Genomic DNA, 22496 nt, shown 5'->3' on the forward strand with positions numbered 1-22496 from the left:
ACTTCCGGGTTGCCGTACTAACCAATCAGCCGGCCATCGATGGTCATCATGCTTTGCGTGACATAGGTGCCGCTTCTGCGCTGGGCATTGAAGCTGACCGGAAAGCCGCCGAGATCCAGGCTGGCGCGGCGCTGAAAGGCCGCCAGGGCGCTTTGACGTGTCAGGGTGCCTTCGACGCCATTGAGGACCTCATAGGTGTAGCGCGCTGCAATAAAACCGGCCAGGCTGAGCGGGGTGGGCGGCTCGTCAAACAGGCGCGCCAGCGTTTCGCGGTAGCTTCTCACCACCGGCAGGCTGCCGTTGACGAGCGGCACCGGCTGGGTCGCGATCACGGGCGTGGTGCGCGCAGCGCCCATTTGCAGCATGGTCTGCAGGTTGACGTCGGCCAGTGCCACGATGTAGCGCTGGCGTGCCTGTTTTTGCAGGCCTTGGGTGAAACCGGCCAACTCCGGCGTGCCGCCCACAAACAGCAGCACCGCGGGGGTTTGTGGCGTGAGTTTTTGCCCCAGCAGGCGCAGGTCGTCCGCCCCCTGGAAGGACTGCAGCTTGAGTTTCATGCCGGCGGCAATGCGTTCCACCTCGACGTGATAGCCCGCGTAGTCTTGCGCGGAGCCATACACGGCGCCCATTTCCGTCAAGCCCATGACCGACAGGGTTTTCAGGGCGTGGGCAATCTGCTCCTGGCGTGCCGCGAAGATGGGAAACGTGGTGTCGTCGACCTCCAGGCTGGCGTTTTGCAGCCAGGGCGCCACGTGCGCCATGTTCAGACCGCTCCGGTGTGCAAGGGCGACGACCTGGCTGGCCAACTGATCGCCCACAGTGCCGGACAGGGCGATGCAGCCGGGGTTGTTCCTGACGGTGTCCAGTGCCGTGCGCAGGCTGGCCGGCGTGCCGTCGGTTTCGACCGCGAGATGCTGTACCTGCCGGCCGCGGATGCCACCGTGTGCGTTGATGTCCTGCCAGGCGGCGCGTGAGCCGATCAGGAAATCCTTGGCCACATCCTGCTGGGCCGGCGAGAAGTCGACCACCTGCGCAATCGCGATGTTGTGCGGTGAGATGGCGCCTGACTTGCCCGGCTGGGCCCAGCCCGGTGCGGCGGTGCTGGCCGCCAGCAGCGCGGCGCGCTGCAGCCATTGCCGGCGGCGTAAAGGTGCTTTTTGTACAGGCATGGCGGATCCCCAGGCGAGGCCAGGCCCGCCTTCCGGTTGAATTGCTATGAAATTTGTAGCCATCAACGCCCTGTCAGTAAGGGCGCCGGCTTGAAATGAGTCCGCCAGGCCATGCCGGGCAAGGCCTGGCTGTCTGGCGCTGCCTTACTTCGCGGGAGGGATCAGCACGCTGTCCACGATATGCACGACGCCATTGGTCGCGGAAATATCGGCGGTTTGAACCAGGGCTTCTTCCACGGTGAGGAAGTCGCCGGACTTGTACAGGGCCACATTGGCGCCATTGACGGTCTTCTGGTTGCCGTTCTTGGCCTCGGCTGCCATGACCTTGCCGGGAATCACGTGGTAGGTCAGCAGTGCCTTGAGCTTGGCTGGGTCCTGGCCGAGCTGGTCCATGGTTTTGGCGGGAACCTTGGCAAAGGCCTCATTGCTGGGGGCAAAAACAGTGAATGGACCCGTGCCCTTGAGCGTATCGGCCAGGCCGGCTTTGGCGACCAGGCTGTTAAGGGTGCTCAGCTGTGGCTGGGCGGCGAGGGTGTCGGCGACCGATTTCGGGCCCGATGCGGAGGTGGCGCAGCCGGCGAGGGCGGCCAGCGTGGCGGTGATGATCAGAATGCGGCGATGGAACATGCGAAACTCTCCTGGTTAAGACAGCGGCAAGCGTAGGGGGCGAATGTGACGAATGTGTGACGGTTACTTGAAGTTTTTGTGACGCAATCCGTTGTGTGAAAATGCCGGGCAATTCGGGGATGTTTGTCACATATTTGTCATATGAGGCTCTTACAGTGAACGCCTCTTTCCTACCAACCCAAGAGGTGTTCTGATGAAATTGAATTTCAAGGCTTCCCTGACCGTAGCGATGGGAATTGCTGCCGTGTCCTTTACCGCCCTGTCGGCCGCGCAAGGCGTTACGGGCGCTGGCGCCAGTTTCCCTGCACCGCTTTATTCCAAGTGGGCTGCTGACTACAACAAGTCGACGGGCGTGAAAATCAATTACCAGTCGGTGGGTTCGGGGGCTGGCATCAAGCAGATCGACAGCAAAACAGTGGATTTCGGCGCCTCGGACATGCCGCTGAAGGATGACGAGCTTGCCAAGAAGGGGCTCATGCAGTTTCCGACCGTGATCGGTGGCGTTATTCCCGTTGTCAACATCAAGGGCATTGCCTCGGGCCAGCTCAAGCTGACGGGCCAGGTTCTCGGAGACATTTATCTGGGCAAGATCACCAAGTGGACCGATCCGGCCATCAAGGCCCTGAACCCGACGCTGGCTTTGCCGGATGCCGCCATTGCGCCGGTTCGCCGTGCGGACGGCTCGGGCACCAGCTTTATTTTTACCAATTACCTGAGCAAGGTGAGTCCTGAGTGGAAATCCAAAGTGGGCGAGGGCACGGCCGTCAACTGGCCTGTAGGCGCCGGCGGTAAAGGGAACGAAGGCGTGGCTGCTTTTGTGGGCCGCTTGCCCAACTCGATTGGTTTTGTCGAATATGCCTACGTCAAGCAAAATAAAATGACTTTTGCCCAGATGAAGAATTCCGAGGGTAATTTTGTGTCGCCCAATGACGTCGCCTTCAAGGCCGCCGCAGCTGGCGCTGACTGGTCCAAGAGCTTCTACCAGATCCTGACGGAGCAGCCAGGCAAGGATTCGTGGCCCATCACCGGTGCAACCTTCATCCTGATGCACAAAGCGCAAGACAAACCTGCACAGGCTGCTGCGTCGCTTAAATTCTTCGAGTGGGCTTACAAAAACGGTGACAAAACCGCTGATGACCTGGACTACGTGCCCATGCCGGCAGCCGTCAAGGCCGCGATTGAAAAAGCCTGGGGCGAGATCAAGGACACCTCAGGCAAAGCGGTCGCTTACAAATAAGCTGGCAGCGCAAACTGGTTTTCTGCTGTAGTTACAAACCATAGGGGTTTCTTACGTGTCTTCTACACTTCCGGCTGGCCGGGCCGCTTTGGATCGTTCGGCGAAGTTGACCGGACGTGACATGACCAATCCCCCTTCCGTAAATACCGTGCGCAGAAGCCCCATCGCGGACCGGCTGTTTGGCTGGGCCGCGCTAGGGGCTGCCCTGCTGACACTGGGCCTGTTGATAGGCATTCTGGTGTCGCTGGTGATTGGGGCCTGGCCCGCCATCAGCAAGTACGGACTCGGGTTTTTGACCAGCAGCGTCTGGGATCCGGTCAAGAACGAGTATGGCGGGCTGGTCATGATTTATGGCACGCTCGCCACGTCGTTCATTGCCCTGCTGATCGCGGTGCCCGTCAGCTTTGGCATCGCGCTGTTTTTGACGGAGCTGTCTCCGGCCTGGCTCAAAAGGCCTTTGGGTACTGCTATTGAACTGCTGGCCGCCGTGCCCTCCATCGTGTACGGCATGTGGGGCCTGCTGGTGTTCGGCCCCATCCTCGCCACCTATGTGCAGCAGCCGCTGCAAAGCCTGTTTGCCGATGTGCCTTACCTTGGTGCCCTGGTTTCAGGGCCGCCGGTCGGGATTGGCATCTTGTCGGCCGGCATCATTCTGGCGATCATGATCATTCCGTTCATCGCTTCGGTGATGCGCGATGTGTTTGAGGTCACGCCGGTGCTTCTGAAAGAGTCGGCTTACGGCCTGGGTGCCACCACCTGGGAGGTGGTTTTCAAGGTGGTGCTGCCCTATACCAAGGCCGGTGTGGTGGGCGGCATCATGCTGGGCCTGGGGCGCGCGCTGGGCGAAACCATGGCGGTGACCTTCGTCATCGGCAACTTCAACCAGCTGGACTCCCTGAGCCTGTTCCAGGCGGCCAACAGCATCACGTCAGCCCTGGCCAACGAGTTTGCCGAGGCGGCCGACGGTCTGCACCAGGCGGCGCTGATCTACCTGGGCCTGGTGCTGTTTTTCATCACCTTTGTGGTGTTGTCGCTGTCCAAGCTGCTGCTGGCGCAACTGCGGAAAAACGAAGGAGCCAAGTCATGAGCGCCGCGATGCAGGATGCTCGCCTGGCCAAGTTCGCCCGCCGCAAGCGGGTCAACCAGATCGCGCTGGTGCTGTCGCTGGCGGCCATGTCTTTCGGCCTGTTCTGGCTGTTCTGGATTCTTTGGGAAACCGTGCGCCTGGGCATAGGCGGCATCGCGCTGGCGACTTTTACCGAGATGACGCCGGCGCCGAATGAGCCGGGCGGCATTGCCAATGCGCTGTACGGCTCTTTCCTGATGGTGCTGCTGGCCACATTTGTGGGCACGCCGATTGGCATCATGGCCGGCATTTACCTGGCCGAGTACAACACCAAGGGCTGGCTGGCCTCGGTGACGCGATTCGTCAACGATATTTTGCTGTCCGCGCCTTCGATCGTGATCGGCCTGTTTGTGTACGCCGTCGTGGTGTCGCGTTTCAAGTCCTTCTCGGGCTGGGCCGGCGTGCTGGCGCTGGCCCTGATCGTGATTCCGGTGGTGATACGCACCACGGAAAACATGCTGCAGCTGGTTCCGCCGGGGCTGCGCGAGGCGGCCTATGCGCTGGGCGCGCCCAAGTGGAAGGTCATCACCAGCATCACGCTGCGGGCGGCCCGCTCCGGTGTGGTGACAGGCATCTTGCTGGCCGTCGCGCGCATCTCCGGTGAAACCGCGCCCTTGCTGTTCACGGCCCTGAACAACCAGTTCTGGACCTCGGATTTGAGCCAGCCCATGGCCAGCCTGCCCGTGACCATCTTCAAGTTTGCGATGAGCCCCTACGAAAACTGGCAGCAACTGGCCTGGGCGGGGGTATTCCTGATCACGGTCACAGTGCTCGGTTTGAACATCCTGGCGCGCGTGTTGACGCGCCACAAGGGCTGATGGCCGGCCTCCCTACAACAAGACAAGGTTAAAGATGGACACCCTCACAGTCCCCCGCGAAAAGTCAAAAATATCGGTCAAGAACCTTGACTTCTACTACGGAAAATTCCACGCTCTCAAGGGCATCAATCTGGAAATACCCGAGAAGAAAGTCACGGCGTTCATCGGTCCTTCGGGCTGCGGCAAGTCCACCTTGCTGCGCATTTTCAACCGCATGTACGAGCTTTATCCCGAGCAGCGGGCCGAAGGCGAAATCATGTTTGACGGCGAGAACCTGCTCACCTCCAAAAAAGACGTGGCGCTGATTCGCGCCAAGGTGGGCATGGTCTTCCAGAAGCCGACGCCCTTCCCGATGTCGATTTATGACAACATCGCCTTTGGCGTCAAGCTGTTTGAAAGCCTCAATGCCGCGGACATGGACGAGCGGGTGGAGTGGGCCTTGCGCAAGGCGGCGCTCTGGAGCGAAGTCAAGGACAAGCTGAGCCAGAGCGGCTCCAGCCTGTCCGGCGGCCAGCAGCAGCGCCTGTGCATTGCCCGCGGCATCGCCATCAAGCCGGAAGTGCTGCTGCTCGACGAACCCTGTTCGGCGCTGGATCCGATTTCCACGGCCAAGGTCGAGGAATTGATTGCCGAGCTGAAGGACGAATACACCGTGGTCATCGTGACGCACAACATGCAGCAGGCTGCCCGCTGCAGCGATTACACGGCCTATATGTACCTGGGCGACCTGGTTGAATTCGGTGCCACGGAAGACCTCTTCTTCAAGCCCCGACGCAAAGAGACTGAAGACTATATTACCGGCCGTTTCGGCTGATAGGGATCGAGGAGCAACCCATGCCTGATAAACATTTGTCCACCCAGTTTGACAGTGAGCTCAACACGGTCTCCTCCCGCGTGATGGAGCTGGGCGGTTTGGTGGAGTCCCAGATTCGCCTGGCCATCTATGCGCTGTCCCAGTTCAGCACCGAGAGCGCCGATCAGGTCATTGAAGCCGAAACGCGCGTCAACGCCATGGAAATCGACATTGACCGCGAGCTGTCTTCCATCATTGCGCGCCGCCAGCCCACGGCGCGTGACCTGCGCCTGCTGATCGCCATTTCGAAAACCACGGCCAATCTGGAGCGGGTCGGCGACGAGGCCGTCAAAATTGCGCGCATGGTCAAGTCCATCATCGAAAGCGGGGCGGCCCGCGCGCTGCCCTCGTCGGACCTGCGTGTCGCTGCCGAATTGGCGTCCGGCCTGCTGCGCAAGGCGCTGGACGCCTTTGCCCGGCTGGACACGGCCGCCGCAGTATCCATCCTCAAGGAGGATGACCAGATTGACCAGGAGTTCGATGGTTTTGTGCGCAAGCTCATTACCTACATGATGGAAGACCCGCGCACCATCTCGTCCAGCCTGGACCTGCTGTTTGTGGCCAAGGCCATAGAGCGGGTGGGTGACCACGCCAAGAACATTGCCGAATTCATCATTTACATCGTCAAGGGGGCGGACATCCGGCACAGCCCCATGGAGCAGATTGAGTCTGCCGTCAAATAATTGCCAAACCAAGCTCGATGAAACATTTGCCACGCGTATTGATTGTTGAGGACGAGCCGGCCATTGCCGAACTGATTGCCGTGAATTTGAGGCATGGCGGGTTTGACCCGGTGGTGGCGCAGGAAAGTGTCGAGGCCCAGCGCGAGCTGGACGCCGTGCTGCCCGATGTCATCTTGCTGGACTGGATGCTGCCGGGGCAGAGCGGCCTGGCGCTGGCGCGCCACTGGCGCAAGCAGCCCCGCACCAAGAGCATTCCCATCCTGATGTTGACGGCACGCGGGGATGAACCCGACAAGGTGGCCGGGCTGGATGCGGGCGCTGACGACTACATCACCAAGCCGTTTTCCACCCAGGAATTGCTGGCCCGCATCCGCGCGGTGCTGCGCCGGCGCGCGCCGGAATCGGTGAACGACAGCGTCACCGTGGGCGCGCTGGTGCTCGATGCCGCCACCCACCGCATTTCGTACCACAACCAGGAACTCAAGCTGGGTCCGACGGAGTTCAAGCTGCTGCACTACCTGATGAAGCATGCCGAACGCGTGCACAGCCGCAGCGCCTTGCTGGACAAGGTCTGGGGCGACCATGTGTTCATTGAGGAACGCACGGTGGATGTGCATGTCAAACGCCTGCGCGAGGCCTTGGGCGCGGCAGGGACCATGGTGGAAACCGTGCGCGGCGCGGGCTACCGGCTGACGGCAGTTGCGGCCAGAGGGCCGGTAGCCGCGGCGCAAACGGGCACATGATCAAGCGCTGGATTTTTTTTGCCGCCTGCCTGCTGGTCGGTGGCGGCTTGGGGTGGTGGACTGCAGCGAAAGACGGGCTCGGAGCCGGGTTGGCTCTGGGCGCTTTTCTGTGGCTGGTGTTCGACAGCCTTTACGTGGCGCGGCTCCTCAGGTGGCTGCGCACCGAACAGGGCAATGAAACACCGGCTGCCCTGGCCAGCGCGGCACCCAGCCAGCCTGGCATCTGGGGCGAGGTGACCGACCGGATCCGCTGGCTCCTGAAAAATCGCAGCCAGCAGTACCAGGAAAGCCAGGGACGCCTCGACGAATTTCTGGCGGCCATGCAGGCATCTCCGAATGGTGTCGTGCTGCTGGATGCACAGGGGCGCATCGAGTGGTGCAACCAGATGGCGAGCCAGCACTTCGGCTTCGATGTTCAGCGCGACATGCTGCAGCACATTGCCAACCTGGTTCGCGAGCCGGCTTTCAGGGCCTATATGGCCGCGGCCAACTTTTCCCATGACGTGCTGATTCCCGGCCATTTCAACACGCCGACGCGGCCCGTCAAGCTGTCGGTGCATGTGCACTCCTACGGCAAGGGCCGCAAGCTGCTGCTGTCGCGCGACATCACCGCCGTTGAACTGGCGGAAGCCATGCGGCGGGATTTTGTGGCCAATGTGTCCCACGAAATCCGCACGCCGCTGACCGTCTTGTCCGGCTTCATCGAAACCCTGCAGACCCTTCCCTTGAAGGAAGCTGAGCGCACCCGTTATCTGGCGCTGATGGGGCGGCAGTCCCAGCGCATGCAGACCCTGGTGAGTGATTTGCTGACCCTGTCCCGCCTGGAAGGCAGCCCCTTCCCGGATGCCAGCGACTGGATGACCACTAACGCGCTGCTGGCCCAGTGTGAGCAGGAGGCCAGGGCCTTGTCTGCGGTGATTGCGCCCAAGGGACACCCGTTGGTGTTTGAGCCCGGTCCGGCCTGTGAGATTGCCGGCGTGCAGACCGAGCTTTACAGCGCCATGTCCAACCTCGTGACCAATGCGGTGCGCTACACGCCGGAAGGGGGCGCGGTGCGCGTCAGCTGGACACTGCTGGAGGATGGCCGCGGCAAGTTCCAGGTCAGGGACTCGGGACCGGGTATTGCTCCGGAACATCTGCCGCGCCTGACCGAGCGGTTTTACCGGATTGACCGCAGCCGTTCGCGCGAAACCGGGGGCACGGGGCTGGGGCTGGCCATCGTCAAGCATGTTGCCCAGCGCCACGGCGCCGAGTTGCAGATCGAGAGCCAGCCGGGGCAGGGCTCGTGCTTTTCGCTCATCTTCCCGGTCGCCCGGATTCGACGCCTTCAGGCCGCTTGAACGGTGTGCCGACGGGGCCGCTGGCTCTGCCGGACTGCGTGCCACAGCAGGCCCAGCAGGCAGGTCGCCACCAGGCCAATGGCCAGGGTGCTGGCGGCCCAGAAACTGCTGGCCGACTGCATGGCCGCCATGCCCGCAATGCCTTTGTAGGCCAGCTGGTAACCGCCAAACAGGCCCAGCCCCCAGAGCAGCACGCCATACAGCGCCAGCGGCGTGATCGTGATGCGGTAGCAGCGCAGCAAAAAGGCGCACAGCGCCTGCGTGGCATCGGCCACGTGATAGAAGGCCACCCATACCAGCAGCGATGAGGCCAGGACGACGATCTCGGGGTTGCCGGAATACCAGCTTGCCAGCAGCGGGCCTGCTACCGAAACAATAGCTGCCAGCCCAAGTGCGGAAAGGGTTGTAAGCTTTAAAGCCATAAAAACTACACGCCTGGCGTAGTCCGGCCGGCCAGCGCCCAGCCAGAACGACACGCGGGCGCTGCAGGCGATGGCCATGGACAGCGGCATCATGTAGAGCACTGCCGCCACACTGGCCGCGATCTGGTGGCTGGCGGAGGCGACGGTCCCCAGCCGGGCAATGAACAGGGCCATGAGGGTGAAGGACGTCACCTCCACCAGGTAGGCCAGCCCGCCCGGGATGCCCAGCCGCACAAAATGGCCGATCTGCACCCAGTCGGGCCGCTCCATGAGGCGCCAGATGCGAAAGGGCCTGTACAGGTCTTGCGTGCGCAGCATCACCACACTCAATAACAGCAGCATGTAGTTCACCGCCAGCGTGGCCCAGGCGCAGCCCACGGCGCCCATGGGTTCCACACCCGCGCCGCCAGCGACCAGCCAGACCGACAGCGGAATTTTGAGCGCCAGGGCGCCGACCTGGAGCCAGGTCACCAGCAGTGGTTTGCCGACGGATTGGTTGAAGGTGCTGTAGACCCGGAACAGCAGGGCAGGGGCAAACGCAAAGGCCAGCACGGTGAGGTAGCGCTGCACCTCATCGCGCATCAGCTCGGGCACTTGCGCCCAGCGAAGCAGCGGGCCGGGAAACAGCAGCGCGGCCATGCCCGCTGCGGTGATGAAGCCGCACAGGTAAAGGCTTTGCCGCAAGGAACGCCCGACGGCTTCATGCTGGCGGGCGCCCAGCATCTCGGCCCAGATGGGGAGCAGCGCCTGCACAACGCCCATCAGCGCCACGTAAACACTGACGTAGAGAGCCGAGCCCACCGACAAGGCGGCCAGTGCCGCGTCGCTGTGGCGGCCGGCAATCACGGTATCCGCCACACCAAAAGCCATGACGGCCAGCTGGCCGACCAGCACCGTGCCGGCATGCCGGGTGATGATCTTGAGTTCGCTCACGGGTGCTTGAGGGGGCTCACAGGCTTGGCCGTTTTGGCGGCTTTGTCCGGGCTGTCGATGCTGACCCGCTTGTACAGCAGGAGGTTTTCATTTTTGTCCGTGGGCCGGCGCACGGTGGCCAGAAAGGCCCAATCCGGCAAATTCACCACCTGGCTGAGCGTGGACTGGGCTTGGACATCGACGATCAGGTAAGGGCAGCTTGCCTGGGCGGTGGCCTGGCGCAGGTCGAGGTGGCCGTGGTACTGCAGGGCCGCCGCCTGGGGACTACCGACGCCATAAATGGCCACGCAGGCAGTTTTGTCGACCAGGCTGGCGACCTGTCGCGACGTTGGCGCATAGCTGCGCGCATAGTCCAGCAAAGGCATCCACAGCGTCATCAGCAGCAACCAGCACAGCGTGGCGCCGCCGGCCGGCAGCACCAGCGATTTCCAGATGGCCGCGCGCTGGGCGCCGGCCCGCCACTTCACCAGCCAGGTCCAGGCCACGGTGGCAGCCACGGCGGCCACAAAGGCGAGCCACGAAAAGCTGGGTTCAAAGCCGGGCGCGAGCCTGGCCACGTTGGCGGCGGGCTGCCGGGGCACGCCGGTTTGCATGGCGATCCAGACGACCCAGATGATGATGCCGCAGCCCGTGAAAAACAGCAGCGTGAACCAGTCGATCAGCGAGGCCACGCTGCGCTTGAGCGTGGGCAGGGCAAATGCGGCGAGCGCCGCCAGCGGTGGCAGGCTCAGCAGCAGGCTGCGGTCCGACGAGGCCGTGGTCAGCGTGGCCGCGATGGACATACCGGCAAACCAGAGGGGCAGGGCCACGTGGCGGCTCGCCAGCTGCCGGCGCCAGCGCCAGAGCGTCCACAGGGCCAGCGGCCATGCCGGCCAGGTGAACCATGCCAGCAGGCGCCCCAGGCTGCGCCAGTCATTCCAGGCCGATTGACCGTCGGCGCCAGGCAGCTGAATTCGCCAGCGCCACAAGTCCAGCGCATAGGCGAGCAGGGAGACCAGCAGCGTGATGCCGGCGATCAGCAGCACCCAATGCCAGGACTGCTGCCGGCTGGCGGCATTCGCCTGGTTGCCCTGATCGTGGCCCCAGCGCATGTGGGCCCACTCCACCAGCGTGCCGCCCACGCCGAGCAGCAGGGCCAGCGTAGGCGCGCCGCTCAGGGCCAATCCCGCAAGGCCTATCAGCAGGCCCAGCGCAGGGCCCAGAATTTTGGTGGCGCGGCGGTAGGGGCTGGCCGCCATGGCGTAAAACGCCAGGGCCGTGAAGCCCAGCTGTGCCAGGGCCGGGGTGGTTTCATGGGACAGCTGGGCCAGGCCCAGGCTGGCAATCAGGGCCAGCAAGCCGGCATCGGCAATGGCCCGGGCGTAGTCCACCGGGCGTGCCTCCCCGCCAAACGCAAAAGCCACGGGCTGGGCTTGCGGGCTGCGCGCCAGGTAATAGACGGCGTACCAGGTGGCGAGCAGCGTCAGGCCCAGCAGCAGGCCAAAGGGAATGCGCACGGCAAAGGCCGGGTCCAGGAAAGGCAGCCATTGAATGGCAACGGCGCCCAGCCAATAAGGCATGAGAGCATCGAATCCGTTGACCTGCCCCAGCAGCTGCGGCTGCAGCCAGTGGGCCGTGGCCGAGGTCAGCTCGCGCATCACGCCAAAGGCGGCGATGTCCTCGTGTTTCCACGGTCCCCGTCCCAGGAATCCCGGCAACACATAGGCCACACAAAACAGCAGCAGCGCTAGCCGCGGCAGGCGGCGCACGGCCGACTGGGCAATGATGGCAGGGGACGGCTTGTTCAAAACGGTGAGGCGATCAGTAAAGGGGCTGGTTCTGATTGGTAGGCGAAACAGTGTCGCCAAATTTTGCCGAAAAAAAAGCAGCCTGAATTTCAGGCTGCTTTTTGCTGGCCAGCGCAAGCGCTTTTTGCAGCTTACTTGGCAGCGGTCTTGCCGAAGCGGTTGCGGAATTTCTCAACGCGACCACCCATGTTGTCCACGGATTTTTGCGTGCCGGTGTAGAAGGGGTGCGATTCGCTGGACGTATCGAGCTTGTACAGAGGCAACTCGCGACCGTCTTCCATTTTCACCATTTCTTTGGTGTTCACGCAGGAGCGGGTCACAAACTTGAAGTTGTTGGACAGGTCCAGGAAACAAACTTCGCGGTAGTTGGGGTGAATGCCTTCTTTCATGATCTTTCCTTATTCGTTGCGGGAGCCACCGAGGCCATTCCTGGGCACTTTCCGCTGAGCCCATCATTATGCCACGAAATCAGCAGCTATAGATAGGATAGCGGCCAGCGCAGCCAAGGCCCCTTCGGGGGGCAAGGAACTCAACGCAGTGAGCGACCGTGGGGGTTAACCACCCCTTCGCATCATGTCGAAGAATTCGTGGTTGTTCTTGGTCGCCTTCATGTTTTTCAGCATGAGCTCCATCGATTCGATTTCGTCCATGTTGTACATGAATTGACGCAAGATGCGCGATTTTTGCAAAATTTCCGGCGCCAGAAGCAGCTCTTCCTTGCGGGTGCCGCTGCGGTTCAGGTGAATCGCCGGGAACACGCGTTTTTCATACAGGCGGCGGTCCAGGTGGATTTCGCAATTGCCCGTGCCCTTGAATTCTTCAAAGATCACCTCGTCCATGCGGCTGCCGGTATCGACCAGCGCGGTGCCGATGATGGTCAGGCTGCCGCCCTCTTCAATTTTGCGGGCCGCGCCGAAAAAGCGCTTGGGGCGCTGCAGCGCATTGGCGTCGACACCGCCGGTCAGCACCTTGCCCGACGAGGGCAGCACGTTGTTGTAAGCGCGGGCCAGACGGGTGATGGAGTCCAGCAGGATCACCACGTCCTTGCCGAGTTCGACCAGGCGCTTGGCGCGCTCGATCACCATTTCGGCCACATGCACGTGGCGTGCGGCGGGTTCGTCAAACGTCGAGGAAATCACTTCGCCGCGCACGCTGCGCTGCATTTCGGTCACTTCTTCAGGGCGCTCATCCACCAGCAGCACCATCATGACCACTTCCGGGTAGTTGGCGGTGATGGCGTGGGCGATGTTCTGCATCATCACGGTCTTGCCGGACTTGGGCGGCGCGACCAGCAGGGCGCGCTGGCCCTTGCCGATAGGTGCCACGATGTCGATGATGCGGCTGGTCAGGTTTTCTTCGGCCTTGATCTCGCGCTCGAGCTTGAACTGCTCGCGCGGAAACAGCGGCGTCAAGTTCTCGAACAAAACCTTGTGCTTGTTGTCTTCGGGCGCGCCGTCGTTGACCTTGTCGAGCTTGTTCAGTGCAAAGTAGCGCTCGCCATCCTTGGGCGTGCGCACTTCGCCTTCAATCATGTCACCGGTGTGCAGGTTGAAGCGGCGGATCTGGCTGGGGCTGATGTAGATGTCGTCGGTGCTGGCGGTGTAGCTGGAGTCGGGTGCTCGCAGAAAGCCAAAACCGTCGGGCAGCACTTCCAGCACGCCGTCGGCGACGATGGTTTCGCCGGTTTTTGCGCGTTTCTTGATGATGGCAAACATCAGCTCCTGCTTGCGCATACGGCCGCCGTTTTCGATCTCGAGGGCTTCGGCCTGCTTGAGGACTTCAGACACGTGCAGTGCCTTGAGTTCGTTTAAGTGCATGGAATTACTCCTTGCGGAGTTCATTTAAAAAAACGGGGGAGGTTTGAAAGGAAGCCGCTGAAGAGATGGCTTACAAACCGGGAACTCGAACCGGATGGCAATGACCGACCGGTGAATAAAGCACATTATGACAGGAAATTCAGGCGCTATTTCCGGGGATGGGGCGCCTGGCAGCGACCTGAGCCGCGGGCTCGGGGCTGCCGGGGTTGGCGTTGCACATCGAGTCCGCCCGGGCCGGCCAGGCTCAAGTGCAACGCAAAGGGGTTCAGGCCAGTTGCTGGTCGATGAAGGCGGTCAACTGGGCCTTGCTCATGGCGCCGACCTTGGTGGCGGCCAGCTGGCCGTCCTTGAACAGCATCAGGGTGGGAATGCCGCGAATGCCGAACTTGGCGGGAATGTCACGGTTTTCGTCCACATTCATTTTGGCAATCTGCAGCTTGCCGTCATAGCCGGTGGCCACTTCGTCAAGAATCGGAGCAATCATCTTGCAGGGGCCGCACCACTCGGCCCAGTAGTCCACCAGCACCGGTTTGGAAGATTGCAGCACGTCGGCTTCAAATGTGGCATCGGTGGTATGTTTGATCAGTTCGCTCGCCATGACGGCTCCTTTGGTCTAATTACGAGGGTTACGATAGGAGGGCTAAAGTTGCAGGCATTGTGGCAGAAAGCAAGTAACCGGGTCGGTGGCGCAGTGGCTATCGCCGCGATAGCCATCCCCGATTTCACGCGTACTCCCTTGTTGCCCCTTGCCGAGGTTTCTTCTTTCTTATGCCGCTTCCAGACCCTGCCGACGTCCCGCTTTCCACCCGCTGTTGGCAGCAAGCCATCGTCCGGCTCCACGAGGCGCTGCAGGCGCGCGGCGTGCACCCTGCCGAAGTGGTGGTTCTGCTGCCCTATGCCCAACTGATCCAGCAGGCGCGCCAGGCCTGGGCCAGGGAGGCCGGCGACACATTCTTCGTGCCGCGTTTTGAAACCACCATGAACTGGGCCAGCAGCCTGGGCGGCACGCTCGGGCTGTTCACCCCTTCGGGCGATGATTTGCGCATGGATGTGGCCGTGGACATGCTGACGGCCGCATCGCTCTTGAGCCGCGCCGGCCTGGCGAGCCACCAGGACATCCTGGCCGGGCAACTGGTCGAGGCCGCCTGGAGTCTGGCCCGCGTGGCGGCGGCGGTGCTGCCCGACAAGCGCCAGGCCTGGAGCGAGCAACTGGCGGCTTCGCTGGGTGCCGGCCTGGATTCGCCGGTGCTGGCCCTCGAGGCCGCGTTGGGGCGCATTGCGCTGGCCTGGGCGGCGGCGTCCGCCTATCCCACCGACCGTCTTTTCCAGGCCAGTCCCGCGCTCTTTGCCGTGCTCGATGGCTTTCAGGCCGAACCGCTGACTGAGGCGCTCAAGGCGCATTTTGGCGCGCGGGCCATCTCCATTCCTCTGGGCATTTCCCTGGATGGCGCGGAGACGGAGCGCGCACCTGTGCCTGCCTTGCACGCCGCGCTGGATGCCGAAGACGAGGCCGAGCGCGCCGCCGCCTGTGTGCTGGCGCAGCTGGCGCAAGGGCGCTGCCCGGTCGCACTGATTGCGCAAGACCGGCAGCTCACGCACCGTGTCAGCGCCATGCTGGCAGAGCGCGGCATCGCCATGCGCGACGAAACCGGCTGGAAGCTGTCCACCACGCGCGCGGCGGCCGGCCTGATGGGCTTGCTGCGCGCCATGCCCTGGGACGCCTCGACCGACGCCGTGCTGGACTGGCTGAAAAACGCGCCCGCATTTGCCGCCAGCGCGGTGACCGCGGCTGAAACCGAATTGCGCAAGCTCGGCCTGCGTGCCTGGCGCGACTTGCCCGTGACGCCCTTGCCCGCGCTGGCCGCCACCCAGCCGCTGGCCGTGAGGGTCAATGCGCTGCGCGAAGGCTTTGTTCGCGCACGTCCCCTGGCCATGTGGTTGCGCGATCTGCGCACTGCGCTGCGGTCGGCCGGGCAGTGGGAGGCGTTGGAACTCGATGAGGCCGGCCAGACCGTGCTGGACGTGCTGCGCCTGCATGAAGGCGCCGAGGCCGAGTTTGAAACCTCTCCCACCATGAAGCTGCGCGACTTCACCAGCTGGGTCAATCAGACGCTGGAGGCCGGCAAGTTTTCCCCGGCCCATCCGCCGCAAGAGCAGGTGGTGATCCTGCCGCTGGCGCAGTTGCTGGGCCGGCCCATGCAGGCGGTGGTGCTGCCCGGCTGCGATGAAATCCGTCTGCCGGTGTCGCCCGAGCCCCCTGGCCAGTGGACGCCAGTCCAGCGCGAGTTGCTCGGCCTGGCCTCGCGTGAAACGCTGGCCAGCGCGGCCCGGCAGGCCTGGGGCTACGCCCTGCGGCTGCCGCAGGTGGATGTGCTGTGGCGTACCAGCGAGGGCGGTGAGCACCTGATCGCCAGCGGCTTTGTGCAGGAGCTGCTGCTGGCGCATGAACTGGACACGGCCACAGCCCTGGCGAGCGACCCGCGCAGCCTGCGCGCCGTGGCCGTCAGCCCCACGCCGCGCCCGCTGCCGACGGGCGCGGACTTGCCGGTAGCCAAGCTGTCGGCCAGTGCCTATGAAGATTTGCGCCGCTGCCCCTACCGCTTTTTTGCGCTGCGCCAGCTCAAGCTGCAGGCGCCCGACGAACTGGAGAGCGAGCTGGGCAAGCGCGACTTCGGCAACTGGCTGCACAGCCTGTTGAACTATTTTCACGAAGACCTGAAGGCGGCGCCAGCCCAGGATATTCCTGCTCGGCTAGCTATGATTAATATAGCGGCCGAGCGCGCCACGCAGGAACTGGGCCTGAGCGACAGCGAGTTCCTGCCGTTCGCCGCCGCCTGGCCGGGCGTGCGCGACGGCTACCTGGCCTGGCTGGCCGGGCACGAAGCCTCCGGCGCCGCCTATGAGGCCGGAGAAATCTGGCGCGAAATCCCCCTGGGCGCGCTGACCCTGGTGGGCAAGCTGGACCGCATCGATAGGCAGGCCGATGGCCACGCGCTGGTGATGGACTACAAGACCGAGCCGCGCGCCACCACGGCCCAGCGCATCAAGGACGGCCAGGAAGACACCCAGCTGGCGTTTTATGCGGCCCTGATGGCCGATGACACCTTGGCCGCGGCCTATGTCAACGTCGGCGAAAAAGAGCCGACGCGTACCTATGAACAGCCCGACATCGTGAGCCTGCGCGATGAGTTGATAGACAGCATCCAGAGCGACATGGCGCGCATTGCGCGCGGCGCGGCGCTGCCCGCGCTGGGCGAAGGCAAGGCCTGCGAGTACTGCGCGGCGCGCGGCCTGTGCCGCAAGGATTTCTGGACAGCATGATGCCCCCACGTTCGTTCACTTCGTGTAACTCTCTGCCCCCCGGGGGGGCCGCCCGCCTGCGGCCCGGCAAAGCCGGTTCCGCGGCTCGAACTTGCAGGGCCGGGGTCGCCGCGTGGGCTGCGCTGCTTGACTTCGTTTGTTCTTTCACCCCTTCCCCCGGAGATATCCGATGACCGCCGCCTACGAACGCAACGGCCAGCCCATTTCAGCCGAGGCGTTTTACGCCATCGCCTGCGACCCGCGCCGCAGCGTGGCGGTGGAGGCCTGCGCCGGCGCGGGCAAGACCTGGATGCTGGTGTCGCGCATCGTGCGCGCGCTGCTGGATGGCGCGGGCGCTGCGCAGGACCCGGTGCGCCCGCACGAAATCCTGGCCATCACCTTCACCAAAAAGGCCGCCGGCGAAATGCGCGAGCGGCTGGACGAATGGCTCAAGGACTTTGCCCGTGCCGACGACGCCACCCTGCAGCGCGAGCTGGTCCTGCGCGGCATGACAAGCCAGATCGGCCCGCAGGCCAATCAGGATGTGCGCCGCCAGCTATCAAATTTATACCGATCGATTTTGACCAGCGGCCGCTCGGTGCAGATCCGCACCTTCCACAGCTGGTTTGCCGCCTTGCTGCGCAGTGCGCCCGTGGCGGTGCTGCAAAGGCTGGGCCTGCCGGTCAATTACGAGCTGCTGGAAGACGACGCCCCGGCCCGGGCGCTGGTGTGGCGGCGCTTTTATGCGCAGGCTGTGGGCGATGCCTCGCTCCAGGCCGACTTTGAGGCCGTGGTGCGCGCGCATGGCCGCTTTCAGACCGACAAGGCCCTGCAGGCCGCGCTGGACAAGCGCACCGAGTTCACGCTGGCCGATGAGCAAGGCGTGGTCGACGCTTCCGTGCAAGCCTTTGGCGAGCAGTTTCCCGAGTTTGCCGGGCTGGATGCGCCCGAAGAGGCGCTCACCAGGCTCTCCAACCAGCAGTTGCTGCTGGCGGCCGCCAAGGCCCTGGGCCGGGCCAGCGCGCCGACCTTTTCGGCCAAGGGCGTGGAGCTGGAGCAGGCCTTGACGGCGCAAGACCTGCCAGGCGTTTTCAGCGCGCTGCTGACCGACAAGGGCACGGCGCGCAAATTCGGCGAAAAAATCGTGGGGATTGAAGACGTGCGCCAGGCCCAGGACCTCGTGCTGCGCGTGCAGGCCGCCAGCCAGCAGTACGAGGCCTGGGTGCATCAGCAGCGCATGGCGCGGCTGGCGCGCGCCGTGATTGCGCAGTTCACCGCCCTCAAGCGCGAGCGCGGCTGGGTCGACATGAACGATGTGGAGCGGGCCGCGTTGGTCATGCTGGGCGATCCGGTGCTCTCGGGCTGGGTGCAGGAGCGGCTGGACGCGCGCATCAAGCACCTCATGATTGACGAGTTCCAGGACACCAACCCGCTGCAGTGGCAGTCGCTTTACGCCTGGCTGGTCGGCTATGCCGGCGCGGGCTCGGCGCCCAGCGTGTTTCTGGTGGGCGATCCCAAGCAAAGCATTTACCGCTTCCGGCGCGCCGAGCCGCAGGTGTTTCGCGCCGCGCAGCAGTTTGTGGTGCAGGGCCTGGGCGGTGATTTGCTCAGCTGCGATCACACCCGGCGCAACGCCGAGGCCGTGATCGACACCGTGAACGCCGTCATGGGTGCGGCGCGGGCCGCCGATGGCTACGACGGTTTTCGCGATCACAGCACGGCCTCCGATCGGGCCGGCGCGACGGGGTGCTTGCCGCCCATTCCGCGCGCCAGCGATGAAGACGCGCAGGCCCCGCCGGCCGACGGCTGGCGCGACAGCCTGAGCACGCCGCGCGAGCTGCCCGAAGAGACCCTGCGCACCCTGGAGGCGCGCCAGGCCGCCGCCTGGATATCCCGGCAACTGGTGGATGGCCTCAAACCACAAGACATCATGGTGCTGTCGCGCAAGCGCGCCGGCCTGCTGCCGCTGCAGGAAGAGCTGCGGGCCTTGCACATTCCGGCGCAGATCGGCGAAAAAACCGATCTGATCGACTGCTGCGAGGTGCTGGACCTGGTGGCGCTGCTGGATGTGCTGGTGTCGCCGCAGCACGATTTGTCGTTGGCGCGCGCGCTGCGTTCGCCGCTGTTTGGGCTGGCCGACGCCAGCCTGGTGCAGATCGCGCTGCTGCAACGTGAACTGAATATTTCGTGGTACGAGGTGCTACAAAAAACAGAGCTTCTGGCGCCTGAACTGCAAGGGCTGGGGCCTGTTTTGACCCGATGGAAGGGCTGGATAGACGGCCTGCCGCCGCACGACGCACTGCAGAGCATTTACCACGACGGCGATGTGCTGGCCCGCTTCGTCGCGGCGGCGCCTGCGGTTCAGCGCAGCGCCGTGCTGGCGAATTTGCGGGCGCTGCTGGGCGTGGCCCTGGCGCGTGATGGCGGGCGCTACGCCACGCCCTATGGCCTGGTCCGCGCCCTCAAGGCCGGTGGCACGCTGGCGCCGGCCAGCGTCAGCACCGAGGCGGTTCGACTGCTGACGATTCACGGTGCCAAAGGTCTGGAGGCCGAGGCCGTGCTGCTGCTGGACACCGACACGGTGGAGCGCAACGCCGACAGCATGGGCGTGCTGGTGGATTGGCCCGGCGAGGCCACCGCACCGCGTAAATTCTTTTTCATGGTCAGCGAAAGCCGGCCGCCGGCCTGCGCCCAAGGGGTGCTGGCCAATGAGCAGGCGGCACGCCAGCGCGAAGAACTCAATGCGCTGTATGTGGCCCTGACGCGGGCCCGCCATACGCTGGTGGTCTCGTCGATTGAGCCGCACCGGGCCACCACCGACAGCTGGTGGCAGCGCCTGCACGGCCTGGTGACCGAACTGGCGGCGCCGGTCGCCGTGGATACCGTTCAGGCAGCAGAATCCGACGGCCGCGACACCCGTGTGTTTCACCTGCCCGAGCTGCCCGCCTTGCCGGCCACGCTGGTGCCCGATGCGCCCGCTGCTGCGGCCGAGGCTGAAGACTCCGCCGATGCCCGCATAGGCAAGGCCATGCACCGCCTGCTGGAGTGGGGCGGGCCGTTTGCGGCGCCGCAGGTGGCCGCGGTGGCGCGCGAGTTTCGCCTGAGCCCGGCGCAGGCCGCCCGGTCGCTGGCCTTGGCGCAGCGCATTCTGGGCGGCGAGGGTGCCTGGGCCTGGCGGCCGGAAGTGCTGGCCTGGCAGGGCAATGAGGTGGACCTGGTGTACCAGGGCCAGCCCCTGCGGCTGGACCGGCTGGTGCGGCGCAGGGATGCCGGCCATGAGGGCCACTGGTGGGTGCTGGACTACAAATCGGCGCTGGCGCCCCAGCGCCAGCCTGGCCTGGTGGCGCAGCTGCAGGCCTACCGGGCGGCGGTGCAACGGATTTACCCCGACGCCCCCGTCAGGGCGGCCTTTCTGACCGGGCAGGGAACTGTCGTGGAACTGGCCTGATCGAACCTGCCCATTTTTAAAGCTGAAAGGCTTTGCCATGCTCAAGCCCCTTGCCCTTTCCATCGCCTTGCTGGCCGGCACGGCCTGCGCCCAGGCCCAGGCGCCCGCACCCGCCAACCCCAGCGTGCGGCTGCGCGCCACGATTGAAAAGGTCGAGCCCGGCAGCCTCACCGTGAAGGCGCGCAGCGGCGAAGTGCTCACGCTGGTGCGGCCCGCCGACATGGTCGTGTCGGAGGTGTTTCCCCTGGCGCTGGCCGACATCAAGGCCGGCAGCTACATAGGCACCGCGGCCATGCCGCAGGCCGACGGCACGCAGCGCGCGCTGGAGGTGGTGGTGTTCCCCGAGTCCGCGCGCGGCACGGGCGAGGGCCATCGCCCCTGGGATTTGCTGCCGCAAAGCACCATGACCAACGCCACCGTGGCGGACCTGGCTGCCGCTCCTTCCAGCGTGCCGGGCGGGAAAAAACTGCTGCTGAAATACCCGGGTGGCGAACAGACCGTGATCGTGCCGCCCGATGTGCCCGTGGTGTCGGTCAGGCCCGGCAAGGATGACGAGAAGGCCCTGGTGGTGCCGGGCGCCCAGGTGCTGATCACAGCGGAAGTCAGGGACGGCAAGCCGACCGCCTTGCGCATGATCGTGGGCCGCAACGGCTTTGCGCCGCCCATGTAGCTGCAATAATCTAGCCCTTCCCGCAAACCGGCTGGGGCCGGCCCTGGCTGCGGATTCAAAGCATTTTTGCATGGCAGCCCTTATGGAACGGGCGCAACCAGCTATCAAATAAAGAGCGAAATGGCACGCCTGGCTTTGGCCGGTGATGCCGCTTATGCTTGGCCATTGTTGACTCAACTTGCACACGTGTGCAGACGGATTTTCTTTTGAACGACTCAATTTCTCCTGTTCAGCTGGTGACGCCGCGGCGCATTGCCGTCATAGGCGGCGGCCCGGCCGGCCTGATGGCGGCCGAGGTGCTGGCCGGCGCCGGCCCGGCCGTGGCGGTAAAGGTCTATGACGCCATGCCTTCGGTGGGCCGCAAGTTCTTGCTGGCCGGCAAGGGCGGGCTCAACCTCACGCATTCCGAGGCGATAGAGCCCTTCATGGGCCGCTACGGCGAGCGCCGTGCGCAACTGCAGCCGCTGATCGCCGCGTTCGGTCCGGCCGAGCTGCGCGCCTGGGCCGAAGCCCTGGGCGTGGAAACCTTTGTCGGCAGTTCGGGCCGCGTGTTTCCCAAGGACATGAAGGCCGCGCCGCTGCTGCGCGCCTGGCTGCAACGCCTGCGCCATGCCGGCGTGCAGTTTTCCATGCGGCATCGCTGGCTGGGCTGGGCCGAAGCCGGCGAGGGCCAGGGCGCGCTGAAGTTTGCAACGCCCGCCGGCGAGGTGCTGGCGCAGGCCGATGCCGTGGTGCTGGCCCTGGGCGGCGGCAGCTGGGCGCGCCTGGGTTCCGACGGCGCCTGGGCGGCGTTGCTGGCAGCACGCGGCGTAGCCGTGGCTGCGCTGCAGCCTTCCAACTGCGGTTTTGATGTGGCCGGCTGGAGCGAACATTTCGCCAGCCGCTTTGCCGGCCAGCCCTTCAAGTCGGTCGCCATCCATTTCACCGATTCACGGGGCCGCAGCTTCAGCCGCAAGGGCGAGTTTGTGGCCACTGCCACGGGCGTGGAGGGCAGCCTTGTCTATGCCGTGTCCAGCCTGCTGCGCGACGAGATTGCCGCGAAGGGCAGCGCGAGCTTCATGCTCGATCTCTTGCCGGACAAATCACCGGAGCAGGTGCTGGCCGAGGTGCGCCATCCGCGCGGCTCGCGCTCGCTGTCCAGCCACCTCAAGAGCCGTTTGCACCTGGACGGCATCAAGGCCGCCATGCTGCATGAACTGCTGGGCAAGGAGGACATGGCCGATCCCGTCAAACTCGCCGCCGGCATCAAGGCGCTGACGGTGCGCGTGATGGCCGCCAGGCCCATGGACGAAGCCATCAGCAGCGCCGGCGGCGTGATGTTTGAGGCCATGGATGCGCAGCTGCGGCTCACGGCGCCTGCCGCAGCCCAGCCGGTGTTTTGTGCCGGCGAAATGCTCGACTGGGAGGCGCCCACGGGCGGCTACCTGCTCACCGCGTGTTTTGCCAGCGGGCGCGCCGCCGGGCTCGGTGTTTTGAACCATTTAGGCCTGTAGCCCAATCAGCATAGGCGCAAGAAGCTATTT

The 22496-nt window shown here is 64.3% G+C and carries 18 protein-coding genes; 11 read left to right on the forward strand and 7 right to left on the reverse strand.

Annotated elements, in window-relative coordinates; all coding sequences use genetic code 11:
- Positions 1-17 precede the first annotated feature (17 nt).
- Positions 18-1169, reverse strand: a complete 1152-nt coding sequence (locus PJE01S_RS07065) for an ABC transporter substrate-binding protein (protein WP_068832447.1) — start codon at positions 1167-1169, stop codon at positions 18-20.
- Between the two features lie 144 nt (positions 1170-1313).
- A complete protein-coding gene (locus tag PJE01S_RS07070) occupies positions 1314-1796 on the reverse strand; it encodes a fasciclin domain-containing protein (protein ID WP_068832448.1) in 483 nt (160 codons plus the stop codon).
- Between the two features lie 193 nt (positions 1797-1989).
- Here PJE01S_RS07070 and pstS point away from each other — a divergent pair, with 193 nt between their 5' ends.
- From pstS to phoR, 7 genes are all read left to right on the forward strand, one after another.
- Positions 1990-3033 (forward strand): phosphate ABC transporter substrate-binding protein PstS, encoded by a 1044-nt coding sequence (gene pstS, locus PJE01S_RS07075; protein WP_068832449.1) that lies wholly within the window; start codon positions 1990-1992, stop codon positions 3031-3033.
- 121 nt (positions 3034-3154) lie between these two features.
- Positions 3155-4120: a phosphate ABC transporter permease subunit PstC gene (gene pstC / locus PJE01S_RS07080; RefSeq protein ID WP_068832450.1), complete on the forward strand. Its 966-nt coding sequence runs from the start codon at positions 3155-3157 to the stop codon at positions 4118-4120.
- On the forward strand, positions 4117-4977 hold the full coding sequence (gene pstA / locus PJE01S_RS07085) for a phosphate ABC transporter permease PstA (protein WP_068832451.1): 861 nt from the start codon (positions 4117-4119) through the stop codon (positions 4975-4977). Before pstC ends, pstA begins: the two co-directional genes overlap by 4 nt.
- 34 nt (positions 4978-5011) lie before the next feature.
- Positions 5012-5791: a phosphate ABC transporter ATP-binding protein PstB gene (gene pstB, locus PJE01S_RS07090; RefSeq protein WP_068832452.1), complete on the forward strand. Its 780-nt coding sequence runs from the start codon at positions 5012-5014 to the stop codon at positions 5789-5791.
- A gap of 20 nt (positions 5792-5811) precedes the next feature.
- On the forward strand, positions 5812-6513 hold the full coding sequence (gene phoU / locus PJE01S_RS07095) for a phosphate signaling complex protein PhoU (protein ID WP_068832453.1): 702 nt from the start codon (positions 5812-5814) through the stop codon (positions 6511-6513).
- 17 nt (positions 6514-6530) lie between these two features.
- Entirely contained in the window at positions 6531-7256 is a 726-nt protein-coding gene (gene phoB, locus PJE01S_RS07100; protein WP_068832454.1) for a phosphate regulon transcriptional regulator PhoB, read from the forward strand.
- A complete protein-coding gene (gene phoR / locus PJE01S_RS07105) occupies positions 7253-8596 on the forward strand; it encodes a phosphate regulon sensor histidine kinase PhoR (protein WP_068832455.1) in 1344 nt (447 codons plus the stop codon). Before phoB ends, phoR begins: the two co-directional genes overlap by 4 nt.
- Here the strand turns inward: phoR and PJE01S_RS07110 are convergent.
- The 5 genes from PJE01S_RS07110 to trxA all read right to left on the reverse strand — a co-directional run bounded on the left by PJE01S_RS07110 (position 8584) and on the right by trxA (position 14153).
- Positions 8584-9951: an MATE family efflux transporter gene (locus PJE01S_RS07110; protein ID WP_068832456.1), complete on the reverse strand. Its 1368-nt coding sequence runs from the start codon at positions 9949-9951 to the stop codon at positions 8584-8586. The two genes, phoR and PJE01S_RS07110, sit on opposite strands and share 13 nt — an antisense overlap.
- The gene (locus PJE01S_RS07115; RefSeq protein WP_068832561.1) at positions 9948-11738 is read right to left on the reverse strand and encodes a hypothetical protein; all 1791 of its coding nucleotides are present in this window, start codon (positions 11736-11738) and stop codon (positions 9948-9950) included. The genes PJE01S_RS07110 and PJE01S_RS07115 overlap by 4 nt, the downstream gene beginning before the upstream one ends.
- Positions 11739-11869: 131 nt before the next feature.
- Entirely contained in the window at positions 11870-12127 is a 258-nt protein-coding gene (locus PJE01S_RS07120; protein ID WP_068832457.1) for a type B 50S ribosomal protein L31, read from the reverse strand.
- A 165-nt stretch (positions 12128-12292) separates the two neighbouring features.
- Positions 12293-13555, reverse strand: a complete 1263-nt coding sequence (gene rho / locus PJE01S_RS07125) for a transcription termination factor Rho (protein ID WP_068832458.1) — start codon at positions 13553-13555, stop codon at positions 12293-12295.
- Positions 13556-13820: 265 nt separating this feature from the next.
- The gene (gene trxA, locus PJE01S_RS07130) at positions 13821-14153 is read right to left on the reverse strand and encodes a thioredoxin TrxA (RefSeq protein ID WP_007875124.1); all 333 of its coding nucleotides are present in this window, start codon (positions 14151-14153) and stop codon (positions 13821-13823) included.
- Between the two features lie 170 nt (positions 14154-14323).
- Between trxA and PJE01S_RS07135 the strand changes: the two genes are divergently transcribed.
- From PJE01S_RS07135 to PJE01S_RS07150, 4 genes are all read left to right on the forward strand, one after another.
- The gene (locus PJE01S_RS07135; RefSeq protein WP_068832459.1) at positions 14324-16876 is read left to right on the forward strand and encodes a PD-(D/E)XK nuclease family protein; all 2553 of its coding nucleotides are present in this window, start codon (positions 14324-14326) and stop codon (positions 16874-16876) included.
- 169 nt (positions 16877-17045) lie between these two features.
- Positions 17046-20303, forward strand: coding sequence for a UvrD-helicase domain-containing protein (locus PJE01S_RS07140; protein ID WP_068832460.1), 3258 nt, complete (start codon positions 17046-17048; stop codon positions 20301-20303).
- A gap of 37 nt (positions 20304-20340) precedes the next feature.
- Positions 20341-20973: a hypothetical protein gene (locus tag PJE01S_RS07145; RefSeq protein WP_068832461.1), complete on the forward strand. Its 633-nt coding sequence runs from the start codon at positions 20341-20343 to the stop codon at positions 20971-20973.
- Positions 20974-21206: 233 nt separating this feature from the next.
- Positions 21207-22466, forward strand: a complete 1260-nt coding sequence (locus tag PJE01S_RS07150; RefSeq protein WP_068832562.1) for a TIGR03862 family flavoprotein — start codon at positions 21207-21209, stop codon at positions 22464-22466.
- Positions 22467-22496: the final 30 nt, after the last annotated feature.

It is taken from the genome of Polaromonas jejuensis NBRC 106434, assembly GCF_001598235.1.
In the GTDB taxonomy this organism is placed as follows: Bacteria; Pseudomonadota; Gammaproteobacteria; order Burkholderiales; family Burkholderiaceae_C; genus Polaromonas; species Polaromonas jejuensis.

Excerpts from the sequence above, each read along its gene's own strand:
- pstC (WP_068832450.1), top strand. The coding sequence starts at position 3,155 with ATGACCAATCCCCCTTCCGTAAATACCGTGCGCAGAAGCCCCATCGCG.
- phoU (WP_068832453.1), top strand. The coding sequence starts at position 5,812 with ATGCCTGATAAACATTTGTCCACCCAGTTTGACAGTGAGCTCAACACG.
- PJE01S_RS07135 (WP_068832459.1), top strand. The coding sequence starts at position 14,324 with ATGCCGCTTCCAGACCCTGCCGACGTCCCGCTTTCCACCCGCTGTTGG.
- PJE01S_RS07065 (WP_068832447.1), bottom strand. The coding sequence starts at position 1,169 with ATGCCTGTACAAAAAGCACCTTTACGCCGCCGGCAATGGCTGCAGCGC.
- trxA (WP_007875124.1), bottom strand. The coding sequence starts at position 14,153 with ATGGCGAGCGAACTGATCAAACATACCACCGATGCCACATTTGAAGCC.
- phoB (WP_068832454.1), top strand. The coding sequence starts at position 6,531 with ATGAAACATTTGCCACGCGTATTGATTGTTGAGGACGAGCCGGCCATT.
- pstB (WP_068832452.1), top strand. The coding sequence starts at position 5,012 with ATGGACACCCTCACAGTCCCCCGCGAAAAGTCAAAAATATCGGTCAAG.
- PJE01S_RS07120 (WP_068832457.1), bottom strand. The coding sequence starts at position 12,127 with ATGAAAGAAGGCATTCACCCCAACTACCGCGAAGTTTGTTTCCTGGAC.
- rho (WP_068832458.1), bottom strand. The coding sequence starts at position 13,555 with ATGCACTTAAACGAACTCAAGGCACTGCACGTGTCTGAAGTCCTCAAG.
- PJE01S_RS07140 (WP_068832460.1), top strand. The coding sequence starts at position 17,046 with ATGACCGCCGCCTACGAACGCAACGGCCAGCCCATTTCAGCCGAGGCG.
- pstS (WP_068832449.1), top strand. The coding sequence starts at position 1,990 with ATGAAATTGAATTTCAAGGCTTCCCTGACCGTAGCGATGGGAATTGCT.
- pstA (WP_068832451.1), top strand. The coding sequence starts at position 4,117 with ATGAGCGCCGCGATGCAGGATGCTCGCCTGGCCAAGTTCGCCCGCCGC.
- PJE01S_RS07070 (WP_068832448.1), bottom strand. The coding sequence starts at position 1,796 with ATGTTCCATCGCCGCATTCTGATCATCACCGCCACGCTGGCCGCCCTC.
- PJE01S_RS07145 (WP_068832461.1), top strand. The coding sequence starts at position 20,341 with ATGCTCAAGCCCCTTGCCCTTTCCATCGCCTTGCTGGCCGGCACGGCC.
- phoR (WP_068832455.1), top strand. The coding sequence starts at position 7,253 with ATGATCAAGCGCTGGATTTTTTTTGCCGCCTGCCTGCTGGTCGGTGGC.